This is a genomic window from Sphingomonas oligoaromativorans, assembly GCF_011762195.1.
Lineage (GTDB): Bacteria > Pseudomonadota > Alphaproteobacteria > Sphingomonadales > Sphingomonadaceae > Solisphingomonas > Solisphingomonas oligoaromativorans.
Genome location: NZ_JAASQK010000014.1, coordinates 21,200 through 41,467 on the forward strand (window position 1 = coordinate 21,200; position 20,268 = coordinate 41,467).

16 protein-coding genes are annotated in these 20,268 nt (G+C 68.8%); 7 read left to right on the forward strand and 9 right to left on the reverse strand.

What is annotated here, in order from left to right:
* Window positions 1-99: 99 nt before the first annotated feature.
* The 3 genes from FHS98_RS17795 to FHS98_RS17805 all read right to left on the reverse strand — a co-directional run bounded on the left by FHS98_RS17795 (window position 100) and on the right by FHS98_RS17805 (window position 5,221).
* Window positions 100-3,114 carry a glycosyl hydrolase family 28-related protein gene (locus FHS98_RS17795; protein ID WP_167108492.1) on the reverse strand — a complete coding sequence of 1,005 codons (3,015 nt, stop codon included), beginning with the start codon at window positions 3,112-3,114 and terminating at the stop codon, window positions 100-102.
* Window positions 3,115-3,194: 80 nt separating this feature from the next.
* Window positions 3,195-3,872, reverse strand: coding sequence for a FadR/GntR family transcriptional regulator (locus FHS98_RS17800; RefSeq protein ID WP_167108495.1), 678 nt, complete (start codon window positions 3,870-3,872; stop codon window positions 3,195-3,197).
* Entirely contained in the window at window positions 3,869-5,221 is a 1,353-nt protein-coding gene (locus tag FHS98_RS17805) for a GntP family permease (RefSeq protein WP_167108498.1), read from the reverse strand. The genes FHS98_RS17800 and FHS98_RS17805 overlap by 4 nt, the downstream gene beginning before the upstream one ends.
* Window positions 5,222-5,536: 315 nt before the next feature.
* Here FHS98_RS17805 and FHS98_RS17810 point away from each other — a divergent pair, with 315 nt between their 5' ends.
* On the forward strand, window positions 5,537-5,812 hold the full coding sequence (locus FHS98_RS17810; RefSeq protein ID WP_167108501.1) for a helix-turn-helix domain-containing protein: 276 nt from the start codon (window positions 5,537-5,539) through the stop codon (window positions 5,810-5,812).
* A gap of 25 nt (window positions 5,813-5,837) precedes the next feature.
* On the opposite strand, the gene FHS98_RS17815 is transcribed toward FHS98_RS17810, so the two are convergent.
* Together FHS98_RS17815 and FHS98_RS17820 are read right to left on the reverse strand one after the other, a co-directional pair.
* Window positions 5,838-6,407 (reverse strand): 3'-5' exonuclease, encoded by a 570-nt coding sequence (locus tag FHS98_RS17815; protein WP_167108504.1) that lies wholly within the window; start codon window positions 6,405-6,407, stop codon window positions 5,838-5,840.
* A 103-nt stretch (window positions 6,408-6,510) separates the two neighbouring features.
* Window positions 6,511-7,911: an aldehyde dehydrogenase family protein gene (locus FHS98_RS17820; protein WP_167108549.1), complete on the reverse strand. Its 1,401-nt coding sequence runs from the start codon at window positions 7,909-7,911 to the stop codon at window positions 6,511-6,513.
* Window positions 7,912-8,076: 165 nt separating this feature from the next.
* On the opposite strand from FHS98_RS17820, the gene FHS98_RS17825 reads away from it, so the two are divergent.
* Together FHS98_RS17825 and FHS98_RS17830 are read left to right on the forward strand one after the other, a co-directional pair.
* Entirely contained in the window at window positions 8,077-10,038 is a 1,962-nt protein-coding gene (locus tag FHS98_RS17825; RefSeq protein WP_167108520.1) for an autotransporter domain-containing protein, read from the forward strand.
* A 185-nt stretch (window positions 10,039-10,223) separates the two neighbouring features.
* The gene (locus FHS98_RS17830) at window positions 10,224-10,565 is read left to right on the forward strand and encodes a hypothetical protein (RefSeq protein WP_167108523.1); all 342 of its coding nucleotides are present in this window, start codon (window positions 10,224-10,226) and stop codon (window positions 10,563-10,565) included.
* 14 nt (window positions 10,566-10,579) lie between these two features.
* On the opposite strand, the gene FHS98_RS17835 is transcribed toward FHS98_RS17830, so the two are convergent.
* The 4 genes from FHS98_RS17835 to FHS98_RS17850 form a co-directional block, all read right to left on the reverse strand.
* The gene (locus tag FHS98_RS17835; protein ID WP_243848100.1) at window positions 10,580-12,241 is read right to left on the reverse strand and encodes a sensor histidine kinase; all 1,662 of its coding nucleotides are present in this window, start codon (window positions 12,239-12,241) and stop codon (window positions 10,580-10,582) included.
* 13 nt (window positions 12,242-12,254) lie between these two features.
* Window positions 12,255-12,608 carry a response regulator transcription factor gene (locus FHS98_RS17840; RefSeq protein WP_341786102.1) on the reverse strand — a complete coding sequence of 118 codons (354 nt, stop codon included), beginning with the start codon at window positions 12,606-12,608 and terminating at the stop codon, window positions 12,255-12,257.
* A 109-nt stretch (window positions 12,609-12,717) separates the two neighbouring features.
* Complete coding sequence (locus tag FHS98_RS17845; protein ID WP_167108532.1) at window positions 12,718-13,362, reverse strand: response regulator transcription factor; 645 nt, start codon at window positions 13,360-13,362, stop codon at window positions 12,718-12,720.
* Between the two features lie 78 nt (window positions 13,363-13,440).
* Window positions 13,441-13,806, reverse strand: a complete 366-nt coding sequence (locus FHS98_RS17850; protein ID WP_167108534.1) for a hypothetical protein — start codon at window positions 13,804-13,806, stop codon at window positions 13,441-13,443.
* A gap of 138 nt (window positions 13,807-13,944) precedes the next feature.
* Here FHS98_RS17850 and FHS98_RS17855 point away from each other — a divergent pair, with 138 nt between their 5' ends.
* From FHS98_RS17855 to FHS98_RS17870, 4 genes are all read left to right on the forward strand, one after another.
* Window positions 13,945-17,055 (forward strand): sensor histidine kinase, encoded by a 3,111-nt coding sequence (locus FHS98_RS17855; protein ID WP_243848101.1) that lies wholly within the window; start codon window positions 13,945-13,947, stop codon window positions 17,053-17,055.
* On the forward strand, window positions 17,048-17,677 hold the full coding sequence (locus FHS98_RS17860; protein WP_167108537.1) for a response regulator: 630 nt from the start codon (window positions 17,048-17,050) through the stop codon (window positions 17,675-17,677). The genes FHS98_RS17855 and FHS98_RS17860 overlap by 8 nt, the downstream gene beginning before the upstream one ends.
* Window positions 17,678-17,842: 165 nt before the next feature.
* Window positions 17,843-18,757, forward strand: a complete 915-nt coding sequence (locus FHS98_RS17865) for an MBL fold metallo-hydrolase (protein ID WP_167108540.1) — start codon at window positions 17,843-17,845, stop codon at window positions 18,755-18,757.
* A gap of 658 nt (window positions 18,758-19,415) precedes the next feature.
* Window positions 19,416-20,252 carry an ATP-binding protein gene (locus FHS98_RS17870; RefSeq protein ID WP_167108543.1) on the forward strand — a complete coding sequence of 279 codons (837 nt, stop codon included), beginning with the start codon at window positions 19,416-19,418 and terminating at the stop codon, window positions 20,250-20,252.
* The last annotated feature ends 16 nt before the right edge of the window (window positions 20,253-20,268 follow it).

Here is a 20,268-nt window from a genome sequence, read left to right on the forward strand (position 1 = left end):
CCCCTCGGGGGCCGCCCGTTGCCCTCGAACCTGATCGTCACCCCGGCGAAGGCCGGGGTCCAGAGCCCCGGTCGCATCGCCTGACGTTCGTAAACGGGATCAGGGCTTGGCCGCGTAGAGCGCATGGTGGGTCAGGATGAAGAGCGTCCTGCCCCCCTCGCCGCCGAAGACGATCTGGATCGGCCGCTCGGGCACCATGATCCGGCCCAGCTCCTTGCCGTCGGCCGCGTAGACGAACACCTCGCCGTTCAGCACATAGACGCGGCCGTCCGGTCCCTGCGCGACGCCTTCGCCACCACGGTTCGCGAAAGGCTTGAGATCGGTGAGCTGCCCGGCCGCGCCGACAAGCGCGCTGTAGGTGCGATCCTCCGAGCCGTTGACGACATAGGCCCGCTCGCCCGCCTTCGCCGTCACGAAGCCATAGCTGTCCAGCGTGTCGGAGAAGCGCCAGCCGAGATGGTTGCCCGGCCCCTGCTGATAGACGCGGAAGGCCGGAAGCGCGAGGCTGCCGTCCGGCGAGACATATTCGCGCGTCTTCGCCGTGCCGGCATCGCGGACATACATCTCGTGCAGCGTGGTGAAACGCATCGTCTTCGGATCGAGCTGATCCCTGAACTCGCCATTCACCCAGGTGTTGACGGGAAGCGCGATGCTGGCCCCCGGATGCTGGCCCACCGGCGTCGGCTGGATCAGCCTGATCGGATCGGTGGTGCCCGGCTTGAAGCTGTAGACCGTCGCCTCGGGGCCATCCGAGGACAGCACCATCAGATTGCCGGACTTGTCGAAGGCGAGGTTGACCGGATCGAGCGGCGCGTCGCGCTCGATCGAGAGCCCTTCCTTCTCAGCCCAGCCATAGATGCGCTGGAAGCGGTGATCGACGAAGTAGAGCTTGCCGGATGCGTCCACCGCCGCGCCGGAGATCGAGTAGAAGCCGTCCTCCAGCTTCTGAACCGGGGCCAGCGAGGCCGGCGCCGCCGCCACCGGATCGGCCGGCACGTCGAAGCTGGCGAACTCGCGCTGACGCACCGCCAGCTTGTGGGTCATGTCGAGGATCGTGTTCTCATACGGGAACTTGCTCACCCGCAAATATGTCCCGCAGCCATTGGCGTCGCAGGTGGAGAAGCCGCTCTCGGCATTCACATGCACGTTGCGGAAGCGGATGTCCGACGAGTTGAACAGCCGCGCCGCCGTCAGCGCCGGCTTCACACTGCGCGTCACGCGATAGGCGTGGTAATTGGCGAACAGGATGTTGCGCGAGTTGCGCACCTCGATCGAGACGGTGTCCTGGCTCTCGCCGGCCTCCTCCTCGGTCTGAGGGGCGAGGAACTCCCAATTCTCCACGCCGTCGAGCACGATCTCGTTGCGGACGTGATGCTCGACCGACAGCTCGTAGACATGGCCGGGCGTCTTCGTGTTGGAGACCAGCATACCCGACTGGGCATAGGTGTCCGGGCTCCACACATTGGCGAAGGTGCCGCCGCCGCCGTCGGTCACCCAGATGCTCGGATGCTGCCCGTCCCAGCGCTTGGCGGGGTCGGCATCGGCGGAGTGGGTGGCGTCATAGGGATCGAAGCGATGGCCGTCGGCGGTGATCGTGCCGTGGCCGCCCTCGATCTTCACGTCATCGACCAGCGAGTGTTCGCCCGCGCGCCAGATCAGCGCGCTCGCCCGCGGGTTCACGCCGCCGGTGAACAGGCCGAGGCCCGTGACGATGTTAGTGCCGCCCTGCGGCGCCTCGACCAGCGCCTTGGCCGCGCCGACGCCCGCATAAGCCGGTGTCTTCTCGGCCAGCACGATCTGGGTGCGGCTCGGGTGGAGGCCGATGAGGACGGTATCCGGCTTCAGCTTCAGCGTGTCGGAGACGACATAATGTCCCATCGGGAAATAGAGCACGCGATGGCTGGCGATCGCCTGCTGGATCGCGGCGGTGTCGTCGGTGGTGCCGTCGCCTCTGGCGCCCAAGTCCTTGACGCTGGTCCACTCGGAAATGGGCGGGAGCTCACGGATCGCAGGTGTCCGGGCCGCGGGAAGCGAGGAGAGCGGCTCCGCCTCCATCTTGGTCGCGAACGTCCCGGCATCGCCGAAGCCCACAAGCTTCAGGCCATAGTCGAACGCCTTGACCCGATAGGCCGCGCCCGACCCCGCCACCGTCTTGCCCGTATCCGGGAAGCGCGCGAAGGTCGGCGTCCTGCTCGCCAGCGCATTCTCGAAGCCGATCTGGGTATAGGCGTTGCCCTCGTTCGAGATGACGACACCCGCCTTCGAGACATTCTCGAAGCGGACATCCTTGCCCCACAGCCAGTCGCCATAGCCCTGATCGATATCGATCCCGACGGGCGTGTCGCTGATGCGGACATTGACCAGGGTCAGCCCTGCCTCATGCTCACGGATCGCCGCCTCGCGCTGGCCGTCGAACGAGCTGTCGATCAGCGTGAACTGCCATGCCGGCGAGGTCTTCTCGGTCAGGATGCCGTAGCGGCCGCCATGGAAATGCACGTCCTCCATCTCGTTGCCGACCTGATAGAGCCCCGCGAGGCCCGATCCGATCCGCATGTCCACATGGCTCAGATAGGCGTGCTGCGCCGCATGGAAGCGCACCGCCGTCGCCGCCGGATTGCCCGCGCCGATCTCGAAATCCACGTTGGAGAGCGCGCCGTAGAAGGAGCCCGAATTGGCATCCGACACCTTGTCGCTGAACGGCACGCTCCCGAGCGGCGGCACGGCCACCTTATGCCCCGGCAGGAAGCCCGGCCCGCCGGTGAACATCATCATCGTGGCGATGCCCTTGCCGAAGCCCGGCGTGCGGTCGCCCAGCAGGATCACCGGCCGCGTCGCGCCGACGCCGAAGATGCGCACCGCCGGCGGCACCAGCAGGCTGCGCGTGATGCGGTAACGGCCGGACGGCAGGAAGACGATCCCGCCCGCGCCCTTGTTCGCCGCCGTGTCGATCGCCTTCTGGATCGCGGCGCTGTCGTCGGCCTTGCCGTCGCCGGCGCCCTGCACGGTGACCGCGCCCGGCTCGGCCGGCGCCACCGCGAAGACCGAGGGCGAGGCCGCCAGCGCGGCCGACGAGGTGGAGAGAAGCAACGCGGCCGCGACCAGCTTGAGGTTCATGCTTTGCGCCTTATCAAGGGGATAGTGGGGCGATAATCAGGATCGCAGGCCCGGACAGCCGCGACCAAAGTCGTAAAGCTCTATGGCATCAGCCGCTTGCGCCCCTGCGAAAGGTGCCAGCGCATCGCCAGCGCCGCCCCTTCCGCATCCTGCGCACGGATCGCGTCGACGATCATCTCATGCTCGGAGATCATCGCCTCGATGGCGGCCGGCGGCCGCGAGCGGGAGATGTCGACGCCGGCCTTGAGGATGCGGTCCACATCGTCATGGAGATGATCGAAGGTCGCGAGGAAGGCGGGGTTCGACGTCGCCAGCGCGATCGCGCGGTGCAGCCCCCAGTCCTCGTCATGCGCCGGGCCGCTGGAGAGGAGCGCCGTCCGCAGCCCGGCCAGCGCGCGCTCGATCTCGCCCATCTGCTCGGACGAGCGGCGCATCGCCGCCAGCCGCGCCGCCTCCGCCTCCAGCACGAAGCGCACCTCATAGGTGCCGAGCGTCGCCGACAGGTCCGACATCGGCATGTGCGCGCCCAGCCGCTCGGACGGGCGGCGCTTCACATAGGAGCCGGCGCCGCGCCGCGCCTCGGTGATCCCGTCCGACGCCAGCCGGACGAGCGCCTCGCGCACCACCGTACGCGATATGCCGAAGGTCTGCGCGAGCTGCGCCTCGGACGGCAGGCGGTCGCCGATCTGGAGGCCGTCCTCGTTGATGATCGCGACGATGCGCGTATAGGCCCGGTCGGCCAGCCGCCCCTCGCTCATGCCAGCACCTGGCTGACGATCAGGATGAAGATCAGGCCCAGCACCGACACCGCCGTCTCCATGACGGACCATGTGCGGAACGTGTCCGCCGTGCTGGTGCCGACATAGCTCTTCACCAGCCAGAAGCCCGGATCGTTGACGTGCGAGAAGAAGATCGAGCCCGCGCCGATCGCCAGCACCAGCCATTCGGGCGAGACGCCGGTCGTCGCCGCCACGCCGGACATGATGCCCGCCGTCGTGATCGTCGCCACCGTCGCCGAGCCGGTCGCCAGACGGACGCCGACGGCGACCATCCATGCCAGCAGGATCGGCGAGAGGCCGCCCGTCTCGGCCCAGCGGGCGAGCAGCGTCGAGAGGCCGGCGGTGACCAGCACCTGCTTCAGCGCCCCGCCCGCGCCGATGGCGAGCAGGATCGCGCCGGCGGGCTTCATCGTCTCGGTCCAGATCCGCTCCTGCACTGAGGCGACCATCATCCGCCGCCCGAACAGCAGCGGCAGCGCCAGGAGGTTGGTGACGAGCAGCGCCAGCACCGGATGGCCCCAGGCGCTGAGCCCGCCCAGCCGCCCGCTGAGCGAGGCCGGCAGCAGCGGCAGCACCTGCGCGCTCGCGATCAGCACCACCGGCATCAGCAGCACCAGCAGCGAGAGCCAGAGGTTGGGCGCCGTCGCCTCCGTCTCGGGTGCCTCGATGACGGCGTCGGAAAGCGTGATACCGCGTGTCGTGAAGCGGCTGAGGACGGGGCCGGAGAGGATCGCGGTCGGGATCGCCACGATCAGGCCGTAGACGATCGTCCGGCCGAGATCGGCGCCCAGCGTGTTGACCGCGAGCAGCGGGCCGGGATGCGGCGGCACCAGCGCATGGAGCACCGAGAGGCCCGCCAGCGCCGGCATGACCAGCCGCAGCTTCGCCGCATCGCGCGAGCGCGCGGCCTCCGGCAGGCTCGCCGCCACCGCCATGGTGATCGGCAGCAGCAGCACCAGCCCGGTCTCGAAGAACAGCGGCAGGCCGATCACCATCGCCGCGAGCAGGCTCAACCAGGGCGCGCCGCGGTCCCCGGTCAGGCGCAGCACGGCGTGCGCCAGCGACGAGGCGCCGTTGGAGAGTTGCAGCATGGCGCCGAGCGACAGGCCGAGCGCCACGACGAGCCCGGTGCCGCCGAGGATGTCGCCGACGCCCTTCTCCACCGCCTTGGCGGCGTCGACGGTCGGGATGCCGGCGAGCAGGCCGACGGTGAAGGCGCCGCAGAGCAGGCCGACGAAGGGATGCAGTCGCCCCTTGACGATCAGGCCGACCGCCAGCGCGATGCCGACAATGGCGGAAACGATCAGCCGCGCGTCCTCGGCCGTCATCGGCGCGCCTCCGCGCCCTGCCGGCCCTTCGCCGCCGCGCCGCTCCACATGCCCCTCATCGCCCTCTCCAGACCTTGCGCGGGTGATTTTTCCCGCATTCTTGATCGATGTGACCTGTATGACAGCTTTTCAGTCTGTCGCCACAGCAAAATGGCGGATTGACGGGATACCCATTTCGAACATAGCCTAAACCTGTCCAACCGATTCAGCCCCATGGGTGAGAATCGGACGCAGGAAGAGGCCGGACAACGGCTCGAGGATCAAGGCGCGGCTCGCCAGCGAGGCCGGATCGCCAAGGGAAGATGAGAGGGTGTCATGGACAGGATCGCCATAGCGCAGAATCACGCCGCGGAACCGGACGAGAGCGCCGTCAGGCTGACGCCGACGCAGTTCAAGGTGATGCAGGGCGTCCATTCCGGCCTGCTCAACAAGCAGATCGCCTTCGATCTCGGCATCGCCGAGGCGACGGTGAAGGCGCACATGACGGCGCTGATGCGCAAGCTCAACGTCCGCAACCGCACCCAGCTCGCCATCGCCGCGCAGGCCTTCCGGCAGGGCGACCGGGAGCCCCGCTCCGCGCTGGTGGCCTGACGGGCGGCCGCGAGCCGCCTGCGCTTCAGGCAGCGTTTTGCAGGGCGGGCTTGCCGGGCGCGGCATCCGCCCACCGGAACGCCGGGCGGACGGCCCGCCGATCCGTCCCCAGCGCCCCGACGAGGCGCGCGAGCCAGAGCGCATCGGGTTCCGCGCGATGGCGGCGAGGGACGCTCCGATCCGCCGCTTCGACCGCGCGCTCCAGCACATCGGCGGAAGGCCGCCATGCGTCGAGCAATTCCGCGACATGGCGGATGCGGAAAGCGGGCCGGATGCCGGCCGCCTCCGACAGGGTCGCCAGCCAGACGCGATCCAGATCATGGTCGGCAATCACGTCGCGGCCGGCGAGGCAGGCGTTCAGCTCGGCCATCACCAGCTTCGCGGGAAGTCCGTCACGGTCGAGCTGGTCGCGCCCGATCCCGTGCAGGGCCTGCGCCTCCGCCCGCCACGTCCAGTCGCGCCACTCGGCCTCGGGCCGGATCAGCCAGGCGCGCGACCAGCCCGCCATGTCGGCGACGCCCACTTCGATCGGATAGCTCCGGCCGTCGCGCGGCAGGCAGGAGGCTTCGAAATCGATCGTGACCAGCGAGGGCATCCTCACACCTTCATGTTCCGGGGCCGGGGTCCATGCCCATCGGCGCGCGCCCATTCTGGCGACGGATCGCGACTCCCTCATGACAGGCCGGGCTCCGGCGGCATCACCGCGCGGCGTTGACGATGCGCGCCTGGGTGAACTCCTCCAGCCCCTCGATCCCCTGCTGGCGGCCGATGCCGGACTGCTTCGCGCCGCCGACCGGAATGTCGAACGGCAGGTCGATCGCCTTGTTGACCCAGACGGTGCCGCTCTCGATCCGCGCCGCCACCGCGATGCCGCGCTCGACGTCGCGGGTCCAGACCGAGCCGCCAAGGCCATAGTCGCTGGCGTTGATGCGGGCGATGGCATCTTCGAGATCGTCATAGCCGAGCACCGGAAGGATCGGCCCGAACTGCTCCTCGCGGACCAGCCGCGCCTCGTCGGGGAGATCACGCACGATGGTGGGGGCGATGAAATAGCCCTCCCCCGCCAGCGCCTCTCCGCCCGCGACGATCCGGCCTTCCTGCCGCGTCTCGTCGAGCAGCGCGCGCAGCCGGTCGAACTGGGCGCGGTTCTGGACGGGGCCGAGCGTGGTGCCCGCCGCCATGCCGTCGCCGACCACCGCGCCCGCCGCCCGTCGCGCCAGCGCCTCGCACAGCGGATCGACCAGCGCGCGCGGCGCATAGACGCGCTTGATCGCGAAGCAGACCTGCCCGGCGTTCGCCATCGCGCTGCCGAAGATCGCCCCCGCCGCCCTCTCCACGTCGGCATCGGCGAGCAGCAGCGCGGCGTCGTTTCCGCCCAGCTCCAGCACCAGCCGCTTGAGGTTGCCGGCGGCCGCCGCCATCACCTTGCGGCCGGTCGCGGTCGATCCGGTGAGGCTGACATGGTCGATGCCGGGATGGGCGGCGAGCGGCGCGCCGAGATCGCCTTCGTCAGTGAGGATCTGGAACACGCCCGGCGGCACCATCCCCGCCAGCATCTCGCCCAGCCTGAGCGTGGCGAGCGGCGTGGTCGGCGCCGGCTTGGCGATCAGCGTGTTGCCCGCCAGCAGCGCGGGCGCCATCTTCAGCGCCAGCATCAGCAGCGGATAGTTCCACGGCACGATCGCCGCGACGACGCCCAGCGGATGGCGATATTCCACGATTCGGTCGCTCGCCGTGTCGCGCAGCACGCGGGGGGCAAGCTCCAGCGTGGCGAAGTGGCGGAAGGCCGCGATTACGCCTTCCATCTCGAAGCGCGATTCCGCGAGCGTCTTGCCCTGTTCCCGTGTCAGCAGGGCCGCGAACGGCTCGATCCGCGCGGCCAGCCCGTCGGCGATCGCCCCCAGCAGCGCCTGCCGATCCGCCCACGCCGTCCGTGCCCAGCCGGGGAAGGCCCGCCGCGCTGACGCTACGGCTTGCTCCATCTGCGCGGCATCGGCGCGGGGAGCGGTGGCGAAGGGGCGGCCCGTCGCGGGGTTCACGACGTCGGTCGTGGCCGCGCCCTCCACCAGCGCGCCGTCGATGAGAAGCCGGTAGGGCATGGGGTCTGCGTCCTGCATGGCGCGCCCATAGCGGACTCCGGCGGCCGTGTCGCCGCGCCGCCACAGCCGCGCCGGAAGCGCCCAACCCGGCCGCACCTGCGCTTGACGGACGGGAGCGGGCTGAACCAGCATCGCCCGCAGATAAAAGACAGGAAGGACATGGGGATGCTGAGGGGGCTCAAGGCGACCAGCGCGTTGGTCGGGATGATCGCGCTTGCGGGCGCGGCGCAGGCGGCGGGGCCGTTCAACGGCGTCACCGCGTTCGGCGACAGCCTGAGCGACAGCGGCAACTATGCGGCCGGATTGGGCCTGCCGGCCCCGCTGCGCTTCACCACCAATCCCGGCCATACCGCGATCGAGGATGTGGCAAGCTTCTACGGCCTCCCGCTCTCGGCCTCCGCCACCGGGGGCACCAACTATGCGGTCGGCTCGGCCGGCGTCGTCACCAACGGGCCGGCCGCGCCCGCCTTCGTGCAGACCGAGACGCAGCAGATCACCAGCTATCTCGCCGCCAATCCGAGGCTCGATCCGAACCGGCTCTATTCGGTGTTCGGCGGCGCCAACGACATCTTCTACCACGCCACCTCGGTGGGCGCGGCGGCGACGGCGGCCCAGTTGATCGCGGGCGCCACCGCCGGCCTTCCCGCGCAGCAGGCGGCCGCGGTGGCGGCGCAGATCACCGCCGCGGTCCAGCAGCAGGCGGGCGTCTCCGCGCTCGAAACGCCGGCGCAGGCGGGCCTCGCGATCAACATGGCGGGCGTGCAGGAGGCGCGGCTGATCGGCCAGATGCTCGATGCCGGCGCGCGCTATGTCGTCGTCTTCGCGCTGCCCGATATCGGCCGCACGCCGCAGGCCGCCGCGCAGGATGCCGCCGCCCCCGGCACCGCCGCCGCGCTCACCCAGCTTTCGACGGCGTTCAACCAGGCGCTCGATTCCAATCTGAGCGGCCGTACCGGGATCATCCCGGTCAACACCTTCGCCTTCCTGAACGAGGTGCTGGCCAGCCCCTCGCAATATGGCTTCGCCAACACGACGACGCCGGCCTGCACCACCTCCAGCTCGCTGACCTGCACGCCCGCGACGCTGGTGAGCGCGAACGCGGCGAGCGATTATCTCTTCGCCGACGGCGTCCATCCGACGACCGCCGCCCACGCCCTGTTCGCGCAGGTGGTCGAAAGCGAGATCACCGCCTCGCAACAGGCGGGGCTGCTCGCCGAGCAGCCGCTGGTGACGCTCGAATCCGAACGCAACGCCGTGTCCCAGCAATTGCTGTTCGAGCAGATGACGCCCTCGCCCCACGCCCGCGTCTTCGTGTCTGGCGGCTTCGCCCACGAGAATTTCCGGCGCGAGGCGATCCGCCCGGCCGATCATGACAACTGGCTCGTCACCGGCGGCGTGCTCGGCACGCTGATGCCCGGCCTCACCGTCGGCGCCGAGCTGACCGCCGGCACATCGCACCAGAACGCCGACACGCAGCTCAGCCATTTCCGCACCGGCACGCTGATGGGCACCGTGTTCGCGCAAGTTGCGCTGGGCCACGCCTATCTGAGCGCCGAGGGCGGCGGCGGCAAGCTCTGGTATCACGACATCCGCCGCACCATCGCGATCGGCCCGGCGACGCGCATCGAGACCGGCTCGACGCATGGCGGCGTCATCTCGGCCAATGCGACGGCGGGCTACTGGTTCGGCGGCGACGCGCTGCGCTTCGGCCCCTTCGCGCGCGGCATCTTCGAGCGGGTGACCGTCAACCGCTACAGCGAGGGGAGCGGCGACAGCACCGCGATGGTGTTCGAGGGCCAGAACCGCAAATCCCTGATCGGCGAGGCGGGCCTGCGCCTTCAGGGGACGATGCCGGCGGCGGGCGCCACGATCCATCCCTATGCCGAGATCGCCTATGCCCATGACGGCGACGCGCACCAGCGCGCCGTGCAGGTCGGCCTCACCACGATGAACGGCGAGTTCGCGGTGCCCGGCTATGTGCCCGATCGCAACTGGGGCGAGGCGCAGGCCGGCCTCAGCATGAATTTCTCGCCGCGCCTGTCCGCCTCGATCGGCTATCAGGGCCGCTTCGCCGGCCATTCGAGCGCGTATAACGGAGCGAATGCGAGCCTCGCCGTGGCGTTCTGACCGGGGCCGCCGGGCCGCATCGGAACGAAACCGTGCGCATCCGGGATGACTATCGCCACGGGATTGGCTAGTCCGATGACGCCTTCGCCGCCCGGCGCAAGGCGTTCGTCGCCCCTTTGCCCGTGAGTGACCCGATGCCCGCCCAGCTCGCCACGGCAAAGCGTTAGAGATCGGCAGCGCGCTTCGTGCTTTTCCTCCTGGCCGCCCAACTCGCCGCCCCGCTCGCCCCGCCCTCGGCGGCCAGCTCGGATCAGGACCGGGTCACCGCCGCCGAGGTGCTGGCTTATGCGCAATGGCGCAATTGCGTGCTGAAGGTGACGCACCACACGTCGCGCAGGATCAAGGATCATGAGGCGGTGGCGGACGCCGCGATCGCCGGGTGCGCGGCGCGGGAGGCTGACTACCGCGCATCCCTCAAGGAACTCGCCCGGCTCTATCGGCTGAAGGATTCCGACGGCTTCGCGGCCCGCACCTCCGGGCAGGCGCGCAAGACTCTGCGCGACATGGCGCTGAAGGAATTGAAGTAGGCGCGTTTCCCCCGCTAGCGGCAGGCCGGCAGCGAGAACCAGAAGCGTGCGCCGCCGTCGGGCTCGCTGGATGCGCCGATCGCCCCTCCATGCGCGACGATGATCGATTGGCAGATCGCCAGGCCGATGCCCATTCCCTCGTCCTTGGTGGTGAAGAAGCTCTGAAACAGGCGGCTCATGTCGGCCTCGGCCACGCCCGGCCCGTCGTCGCGGATGGTGAAGGCGACCGCGCCGCGCTCATCCAGATCGGTCGCGAGGCCGATCGCGCCGGACGGGCTGCCCATGGACTGGATCGCCTGCACGGCGTTGATGAGGAGATTCACGATCACCTGCTGAAGCTGCACCCTGTCCCCGCAGATCTTCGGCAGTTCGCGGCCCAGCCGGACGGTCAGCGCGATGGAGCGCGTCTCGATCTCGTGCCGGACGAAATGGAGCGCCTCGTCCACGATCTCGTTCAGGTCGAGCGGCACCGTGCGCGGCACATGCCGTGCGGCCATGCCCCGGATACGCTGGACGATCTCGCCGGCCCGGCGGGCGCTGTCGGAGATGCGCGTGGTGAGCTGCGCGACCTTCTCCAGGTTCATGTCCTCCCGCGAAAGCCACCGCAGGCTGGTTTCGGCATAGGTGAGGATGGCGGAGAGAGGCTGGTTGACCTCATGCGCGATCGAGGAGGCCAGCTCGCCCAGCATCGAGATGCGCGCGGCGCGCGTATAGTCCGATTGCAACTGGCGAAGCTGCGCCTCGGTGCGCAGGCGCTCGGTGATGTCCTCGAGCATAATCAGGGTGATGTCGAGCTGCTCGGGGCGCGTCGGATAGGTGACCGACAGCGACACGTCGAGCAGGCGCCCGTCGAGCGTCCTGAGCTTGATGACCTCGGAATAGCTGCGATGCCCCTCGAAATGATGGATCATCACGCGTCTGGCGGTCTCCGGCGAGGCCGCGAACAGCGGGTCGACCGGGCCGATCAGCTCGCTGGCGTCCCGCGCGCCGAAGAGCTGCACGGCGCTTTCGTTGACGTCGGTGATCCTCACGATCTCGCGGGCGCGGATGATGTCGGCCGGATTCGTGTCCAGATAGGCCTCGACGCTCCTCAGCCCCTTTCGGCGCAGATCGTCGAAGATGTCGGCCTGCGCCCGCGAATCGACCTCGAGGAACGCGAAGGGAAGATGGTGGATCAGATTGTTGTACCGCGCTTCGCTGACATGCAGCGACCAGAAGGAGCGCTCGTCGACCGGGTCCGCGACGATCGCCAGGAACATGATGTCGGGGAGGCCCGGATGGTCGCACATCCGCGCGGCGAACAGGGGCTCGCCCAGCACCAGCGATTTCATCCTCAGCCTGCGGGTGGAGGGCCGGGGATGCGACGCGGCCGCCGCGACGATCAGGTCGGCGAGGATCGGCCTTCCTTCCCTCGGCCAGAAGCCGAGCATCGGCTGCCCCAGCATCCGGCGGCGGCCGGCATAAGACCCGAAGAGATGGACGGCGTTCGCGTTCGCCTCGACGACGATCGCGCCCGACAGCAGCGCCTCGATCCAGCCCTCCGGCCCTTGCCCCGCCGCGACGGACGCGATCAGCGGGCGGACCCGCGCGATGTCGAATGCCCAGCAGGCGCCGTCGTGCCGGCCGATCTCCGCCTCGAACCGTTGCAGTTCGATCGGGAGCGGCGCCCCGGGCATGTCCGGCGCCATCTCAACGACGGCCCGGCGCGCCGAGCGCGGCGCGGATCTGGCGGACGAACTCGGCCGTCGCGAGCGGCTTGGTGAGATAGGCGCTCGCGCCCTCCGCCCTGGCCTGGGCCATGGTCGCCGCGTCCCCGGCCGAGGTGACGAAGATGACGGGAATGTCGGAGCCCATCGCCCGAAGGCGGCATTGCAGCTCCAGCCCGCTGATGCCCGGCATCTGGACGTCCGTGACGAGGCAGGCGAAGGCGCGCGACGGGAAATCGCCGAGGAAGGCGCCGGCGCCGGCATAGCCCTCCGCATACAGGCCCTCGACCTGAAGCAGGTTCAGGAGAGCGTCACGCATCGCTTCGTTATCGTCCACGACCGCGATGAGAGACGTTTTGGGCAAACGACAGGCCCCTTGCCGGCGCCACTTGTGAGGCGCCGGAGAATCTCGCCGAATTCCGGGGGCATTGTAACCATACTATGGTCTAGGCCGCCATCTGGCGAAGCGTGCAGGGCAGCAGGTTCCAGGCGCCGATCAGCTCCCCCAGCGAGGTCACCTGCATCTTCCGCATGACGCTGCTGCGGTGCAGCTTCACCGTCACCTCGCTGATGCCCAGATCATAGCCGATCTGCTTGTTGAGCCGGCCGCGGGTCACCTCGCGCAGCACTTCGCGCTCGCGGGTGGTGAGCGTCGCATAGCGTTCGGCCTGTCGGCGCACGCGCTCCGCCTCCACGCGCTGCGCGCGATCGAGCTCGATCCCGGCCGACACGGCGTCGAGCAGCGCCTGATCGCGGAACGGCTTGGTCAGGAAATCGATCGCGCCGGCCTTCATCGCCTGCACCGACATGGGGATGTCGCCATGGCCGGTGACGAAGATGATTGGCTTCGCATTGCCGCTGGCGGCGAGCTGGTTCTGAAGGTCGAGCCCGCTATAGCCCGGCATCCGCACGTCGAGGATCAGGCAGCCGGGTCGCTCGGACAAGGGCGCGGCCATCAGCTCGTGCGTCGATGCGAAACCCACCGCATCGATCCCGACCGACTGCATGAGCTCCTCGATCGAATTGCGGACCTCGGCGTCGTCGTCGACGATCAGCACCAACGGACGATCCGATTGCGCTGTCTGGTTCATCCTGCTTTCCCCGGACGGTTGCGGCTGGAGGCGGACAAGTCTTTCATGGCGCATCACGCGGCGAAACCCCGGAACGGGTTACGCCCCGCCTCCCCGATCCGGGGTGCGCGGCGCGAGGCGGATGACGCGGCGGCCATAACGATGGGCATCGACCGAATAGGCGCCCGGCCCTTGCAGGGCGAGCGCGCCGGCGCCGCCGGCGGCCGCCAGCAACAGCAGCGCGCGGTCCCCCTTCGCGGCGAGCAGCCCCGCGGCAAGCGCGACGGCCAGCAGCAGCCCGACGGCGCGCGTGCCGAGGCCGATCATCAGCGCGACGGCCAGCCCCCCGGCGGACGCGATCGCCGCCGGCGCGTCGCCGTCGGGCCGGGACCACCAGGATGCGAGCGCGGGAAAGGCCGCCGCCGCGCAGGAAAAGCGCAGCAGCAGCAGGGCGATACCGGTCATGCCATCCGGGTAGCGGGAGATCAGTTTAACCACATCCCGCTGATAGCCGCGCCACCGGCCGGGGACAGCCTGTGTCCGGGGATGTTCCGATCCCCCGTTCGGGGGTAGCATCCTCCCCCGCTCCCGGCGAAGGGGCGCATGGACGAACGTCGTGGCGGGGGCCTCATCGGAATTGCGGGAACGTCGATGCAACTGATCCGGGCGTTGTTCGTCGCGATGCTGCTGCTGCCCTCGGCCGCCTTCGCCGCCGCCCCGGAACGGCTGCTCGCGCATTATACGCACCAGCGCTGGAGCGACGAGAGCGACGCCCCCCGGCCGGTCTTCGCGCTCGCCCAGGATCATCGCGGCTATCTGTGGGTGGCGGCCGCGAGCGGGCTGTACCGGTTCGACGGCATCCGCTTCGAATGCGTGAGCACCGGCGTCGATATGGTCGCGAACGGCGCGCCATCGGCGATCCTCGTGCGCCGGAACGGCGACGTCTGGACCAATTTCGAGCATTCGGGCCGTTTCGCGGTGTATCGGAACGGCCGGCTGAGCTTCCTGCGCGCGCCCCGCGCGCCGCACCGCGTGATCGCGATGCACGAAACCCGCGACGGGACGATCTGGGTGCTGACGGAGCGGGTCGGCATCCCGCTGCTGCGCTATCGCGACAACCGGTGGACGGCGTTCGGGGCTCGGGCCGGCGCGCCGCTCGACAACCCGTACAGCATGGCGGTGACGCGCGACGGCACCGTCTGGGTCTCGTTCACCGGATCGGTCGCGCGGCTGGCGCCCGGCAGCGAGCATTTCGAATTCGTCCGGCGTGAGCGCCGGGCGATCCCCCGGCTGGCGCTCGACCCGGAGGAACGGGTCTGGCTGACCGACAGCCACGGCAGCTATCCCATCACAGGCCCGGCGGGGCGCGGCGATCCGCCGCCGCTGCGCCATGCCTATGCGACCAATCTCGCGCGGATCCGGGGGCGCCCCGCGTTCGATCGCGAGGGCAATCTGTGGATTCCGACCTATTATGACGGGCTGGAGCGCGTGGCCCATCCCGATCCGCGCGGCCCCGCCTCGGCGGCCGAGGCGGCCGCGCGGGTCGAGCGCTTCACCGCGCGCGACGGGCTCTCCTCCAACGCCACGAGCCAGGTCTTCCAGGATGCCGAGGGCAATGTGTGGACCGCGACGGACAACGGGATGGACCGCTTCTGGCCGGCGACGCTGCGCTTCGAGCCGAAGCTCACCGATCCGGCGACCTATGGCGACATCCTGCTCGGCGCCTCCGACGGCACGGTCTATATCGGCGAGGAGACCACCGTCTATCGCGTGCGCCCCGGCGGCCGCCCTGAGCCGATCTTCCACACCGACAAGGAGCCCCGCACCCTGTGCGAGGCGCCCGACCATTCGATCTGGATCGGCCTGCACAAGGACAAGCAGGTGGTCGTCTGGCGCGATGGCCATGTCCGGCCGCTGCCGCATAATGTGCCGCTGGCCTATACCGTCTATGACTGCGCGTTCGACGCGCGGGGCGACTTCTGGGCGACGGCCTCGTTCGGCGGCATGGCGCGCCTTCATGCGGGCCGCTGGGAGAAGATGTTCGGCGCGCCCGGCCCCGCCTTCCTGCCCAAGGGGATGATCCCCGACGCGCAGGGCCGGCTGATCGTCCAGTGGAACAACGACATGGTGAGCCGCATCGATGGCGGGACGCGCCGCTCGATCCGCATACCGCGCGACGGCGACGCGCCGGACGACGTGACGCTCTATCTGGCCGCCCCCGATACCGTCTATGTCGCGGGCCGGTTCGGGCTGGGGCGCATCCGCGACGGGCGTTTCGACAGCATCTCCGCGCGGCGCGTCCCGCAGTTCAGCGGCGTGAACGGGATCGTCCGCACGCCCGCCGGCAACACCTGGCTCGCCAGCCCGGCCGGAATCCTGCGCGTCCGCACCGACGATCTGGAACGCGCCTTCGGACACCCCGCCCTGATCCCGCCGATGCAGGTGTTCGGCCCCATCGACGGGCTGCGCAGCCGGCCGCATTCGCACAGCCGCCAGGCGATCGTGCGGGGCGGCGACGGGCGGCTATGGATCGCCACGCAGAGCGGGACATTATGGCTCGATCCGAACCAGATCACGCGCAGCCGCACCGCGCCCGCGGTGGCGATCGGCGCGCTCATCGCCGATCGCACCTATCGCGACCCGACGACCGTCACGCTGCCGGCGGGCACCACCAACCTCCATATCGATTTCTCGGTGCTGAGCTTCTCGAACCCGCGCACCACCCATGTCCGATACCGGCTGGAGGGGCTGGATACGGAGTGGGTGGAAGCCGGGACGCGGCGCCAGGCCTTCTACACCAATCTCGCGCCCGGCACCTATCGCTTCCGCCTGATCGCCGCCAACGACAGCGGCGTCTGGAACGAGCAGGGCGCCACGGCCGATTTCGTCATCCCGCCCACCTTCGTGCAGTCGCGCTGGTTCACCATGCTGTGGGTGCTGCTCGTCGGGCTGCTGCTCTGGCTCGCCTACTGGCTGCGCATGGGGCAGGTCGCGCGCAATATCCGCAGCCGGCTGGAGGAGCGGCTCGGCGAGCGCGAGCGGATCGCGCGCGAACTCCACGACACGCTGTTGCAGGGCGTGCAGGGGCTGGTGCTGCGCTTCCAGTCGGTCGCCAACAGGATGCCGGCCGAGGAAGCGACCCGCGCCAAGCTGGAGACCGCGCTGCGCCGCGCCGACGAGATCATGGTGGAGGCCCGCAACCGCGTGCAGGATCTGCGCACCGCCACGGCGTCCGGCGATCTTCCCGAGCTGCTCCGGGATCGCGCCGTCGAGGCCGCGTTCGATCCGCCGATCCCGATCCGCATCGTCGCGGAAGGCAGGCCGCGGCCGATCGACCGGCTGGTGTCGATCGAACTCAGCCGGATCGTGGACGAGGCCCTGCTCAACGCGGCCCATCATGCGAAGGCCGGCTCGATCGACATCATCGTCCGCTTCGGCCTGCGCCATCTCGGCGTGGAGATACGCGACGACGGCGTGGGCCTCGGGCGCGCCATCCTCGAACAGGGCCACAAGCCGGGGCATTTCGGCCTGATCGGGATGCGCGAGCGCGCCGAACGGATCGGCGGCGACTTCGTGATCGACTCCCATCCCGGTATGGGCTCCACGGTGACGATCACCCTGCCCGCCCGGCTGGCCTATGCCGATCCCGGCCCGCGCCGGCACCGCCTGTTCTCCTGGTTCTTCCGCGAAAGGATGGAAGCGGACCATGCCTGACCCTGCGCCGATCCGCATCCTCCTTGTCGACGACCATCCCGTGCTGCGCGAGGGGGTCGCCTCGATCCTGGAGGACCGCACCGACATGGTCGTGGTCGGCGAGGCCAGCGACGGAGCCGAAGGGATCGCCCTCTTCCGCGAACTCCGCCCCGACGTGACGCTGATGGACCTCCAGATGCCGGGCATGAACGGGCTTGAGGCGATCGTCGCGATCCGCGCCGGCTTTCCCGACGCGCGCATCCTCGTGCTCACCACCTATGCCGGCGACGTGCAGGCGGTGCGCGCGCTCAAGGCCGGCGCGACCGGCTATCTGCTCAAGAGCAGCCTGCGGACCGAGATGCTGGACGCCATTCTGAACGTCCATCGCGGCCGGCGGCATGTGCAGGGCGAGGTCGCCACCGGGATCGCGCACCACATCGCCGACGATCCGCTGAGCGAACGCGAGATCGCCGTGCTGCGGCTGGTCGCGGAGGGCAAGGCCAACAAGGAGATCGCCCAGGCGCTGTCGCTCTCGGAGGAGACCGTGAAGGCGCACCTCAAGAACCTGTTCGCCAAGCTCGACGTCAACGACCGCACCCACGCCGTCACCATCGCGGTGCGGCGCGGGATCATCGAGCTCTGATCGGGGATCGAAATCCCCTCCGGGTATCGGGACGCCCAACGAACCGAATGGCCGCACCTATCCGGTGGTATGGCCCATCCATCCCTCGGCCCAAATCGACCGCGGACATGCCTCGGCCTAGCCTGCCGAGGCGGTGATGAAGCCTGCGGTCGAGAGGATTTGGTTATGAAGCTGGACACTATCCCACACACCGACGGTTCGGGGGTCGAAGAGCTGGTTCCGTCGCGCTACGCGCTGCGGGTGGGCGAGATCGACGTGCTCGTGGTCAGCGACGGCGTGCTGCCTCTGCCGACCGAGACGATGTCCACCAACGTCGATCCGGCCGCCCGCGTGGCCTGGTTCAAGGACCAGTTCCTGGGGCCGGACGCCTTCGACTGGGCGCTCAACGTGCTCGTGGTGCGCAGCGGCGAGCAGGTCATCCTCGTCGACGCCGGGCTGGGCGGACAGTTCCCCGGCTTTCCGCGCGCCGGCATGTTCCCCCGGCGGCTGGCGGCGGCCGGCATCGATCTCGCGTCGGTGACCGACATCGTCATCACGCACATGCACATGGATCATATCGGCGGCCTGCTCGTCGACGAGGTGAAAAGCCGGCTGAACCCGGACGTGCGCATCCACGTCGCGGCCACCGAGGTGGCTTTCTGGGAGGCGCCGGATTTCTCGCACACCCGGATGCCGTCGCCGGTGCCGGATGTGCTGCGGGCCACCGCCGCGCAGTTCATGGATGCCTATCGCGACAAGGTGCGCACGTTCGACGAGAGCCATGAGGTGGCGCCGGGGGTGCTCGCCTGGCGGACCGGCGGCCATACGCCGGGGCATAGCGTGGTCCGCCTGACCTCGGGCGACGCGCGGCTGACCTTCGCCGGAGACGCGATCTTCCCGGTCGGCTTCGACCACCCGGACTGGCACAACGGTTTCGAGCACGACCCCGAGGAGTCCGTCCGTGTCCGCGTCCGCCTTCTGCGGGAGGCGGCGGCGACCGGCGAGCTGCTGGTGGCCACCCACCTGCCGTTCCCGTCCGTGGGCCGGGTTGCGGCCGATGGCGACAGCTTCCGCTGGGTCGCGGGCTTCTGGGATTATTGAGGCTTCCCGGACGAAACTGAAGCAGGGCGCGACCTCATAGGCCGCGCCCTGACGCGCGCCAGGGCAGCGTCGAACCTGGCCGCCGGTCCGCCCGTTGGACTGGCGGTCATTTCACGAAAGCGCCAACGCCCTTCCAGAAGGAAGCGTCGTGGGACTTTGCCAAAGATGTCTTGGATTTGTGGTGCGCCTACAGGACTCGGAAACTGCTTACTAAGACATTGAAATAATAGGCAGTCTTTTCGCACCAAAACCCCCGTGGTCCACTCGTGGTCCACCGCAAAAATGGGTCCGTCATAGGGCCTCCAACCCGCGCCGGGGTATAGGACCCGAATTACAAAGCGCGAAGTCGCAACGTCCTGTTCGAAGCGCGTCTGCACCGAATCCAAGGCGAGGAATCCTACCAATTTGAGTTGACCGCTTTCGAAAGGCGAGCCCGAAATAGCCGCCGTCCCAGCAAAGGAGCGCCAGTATGGCTGCAAACATCTTTTGCAGCCGCCAATGGCGACACCGAGCGCCAAGCCAGTCCATGCGTTCATGGCGATGATCGAAAGGGGCAGACGATACTTTCTCGCCGGTTTCAAATCGGCTAGCGCGGAGCGAGGATGCGGAGTTTCTGACCGGAACTCGCAGCTCGTTGTGGCGGGGAGTAATCTGGTAGATGACTGGCGATCGCGTGCTCCAACGTGCGTTCAGACCGCGAGCGCGTCTGCTTCAATTGCTTGGCGACCAGCTGATTGGCTCGCCCCGGCTTGCGCTCTTCGAGCTCGTCAAGAATGCCTATGACGCCGATGCTGACAAGGTCACCATTACCTTCGAGGACCTCGGAACACCGGATGCAAGCATCGTCATTCGCGACAATGGCCAAGGCATGTCACTCGAAACGATCGAGCATGTCTGGCTCGTTCCCGGTCACGATCACCGCGAGCAGGAGCGGGAAAGTAACATTCGATCGCCGCTATACGGCCGACTCCCGCTCGGCGAAAAGGGTGTGGGCCGGTTCGCTGTCCACAAGCTGGGAGACTCTATAGAGCTCGTCACTCGAGCCGAAGGCGAGCCCGAGTGCTATGCGAAGTTCGACTGGAACGAGTTGCTCGAGGAAATCTATCTCACTGACGCGGAAATCACGGTTTCCGAACGCACCCCTGAGATCTTCAAGGACACTACCGGCACGCTGATCAAGGTAGGCCGCCTCAGATCGGACGACTGGACGCGCGGCGAGATCCGCGACCTCTACCGCCAAGTGACGTCGATCGCATCGCCATTCGGTGACCGGGTCGGCGACTTCAACGTCAGTCTCGACGTGCCCGATCATCCGGAATGGGTCGCCTCGCTGCCGGGCGTCCATCAGCTTCTCGAGATGGCGCCCTACCGGTTCGACTTCGATTTCGATGGGGACCGCCTGCACTATCGCTACGAGTGTGGATCAGCGTGGAAAAAGGACCCCGTTAGCGGGGTGATAGGCGTCGAAAGGGGACCCCTCATCCCGTTGGTCTAGGCACGCGCGCTTGGCG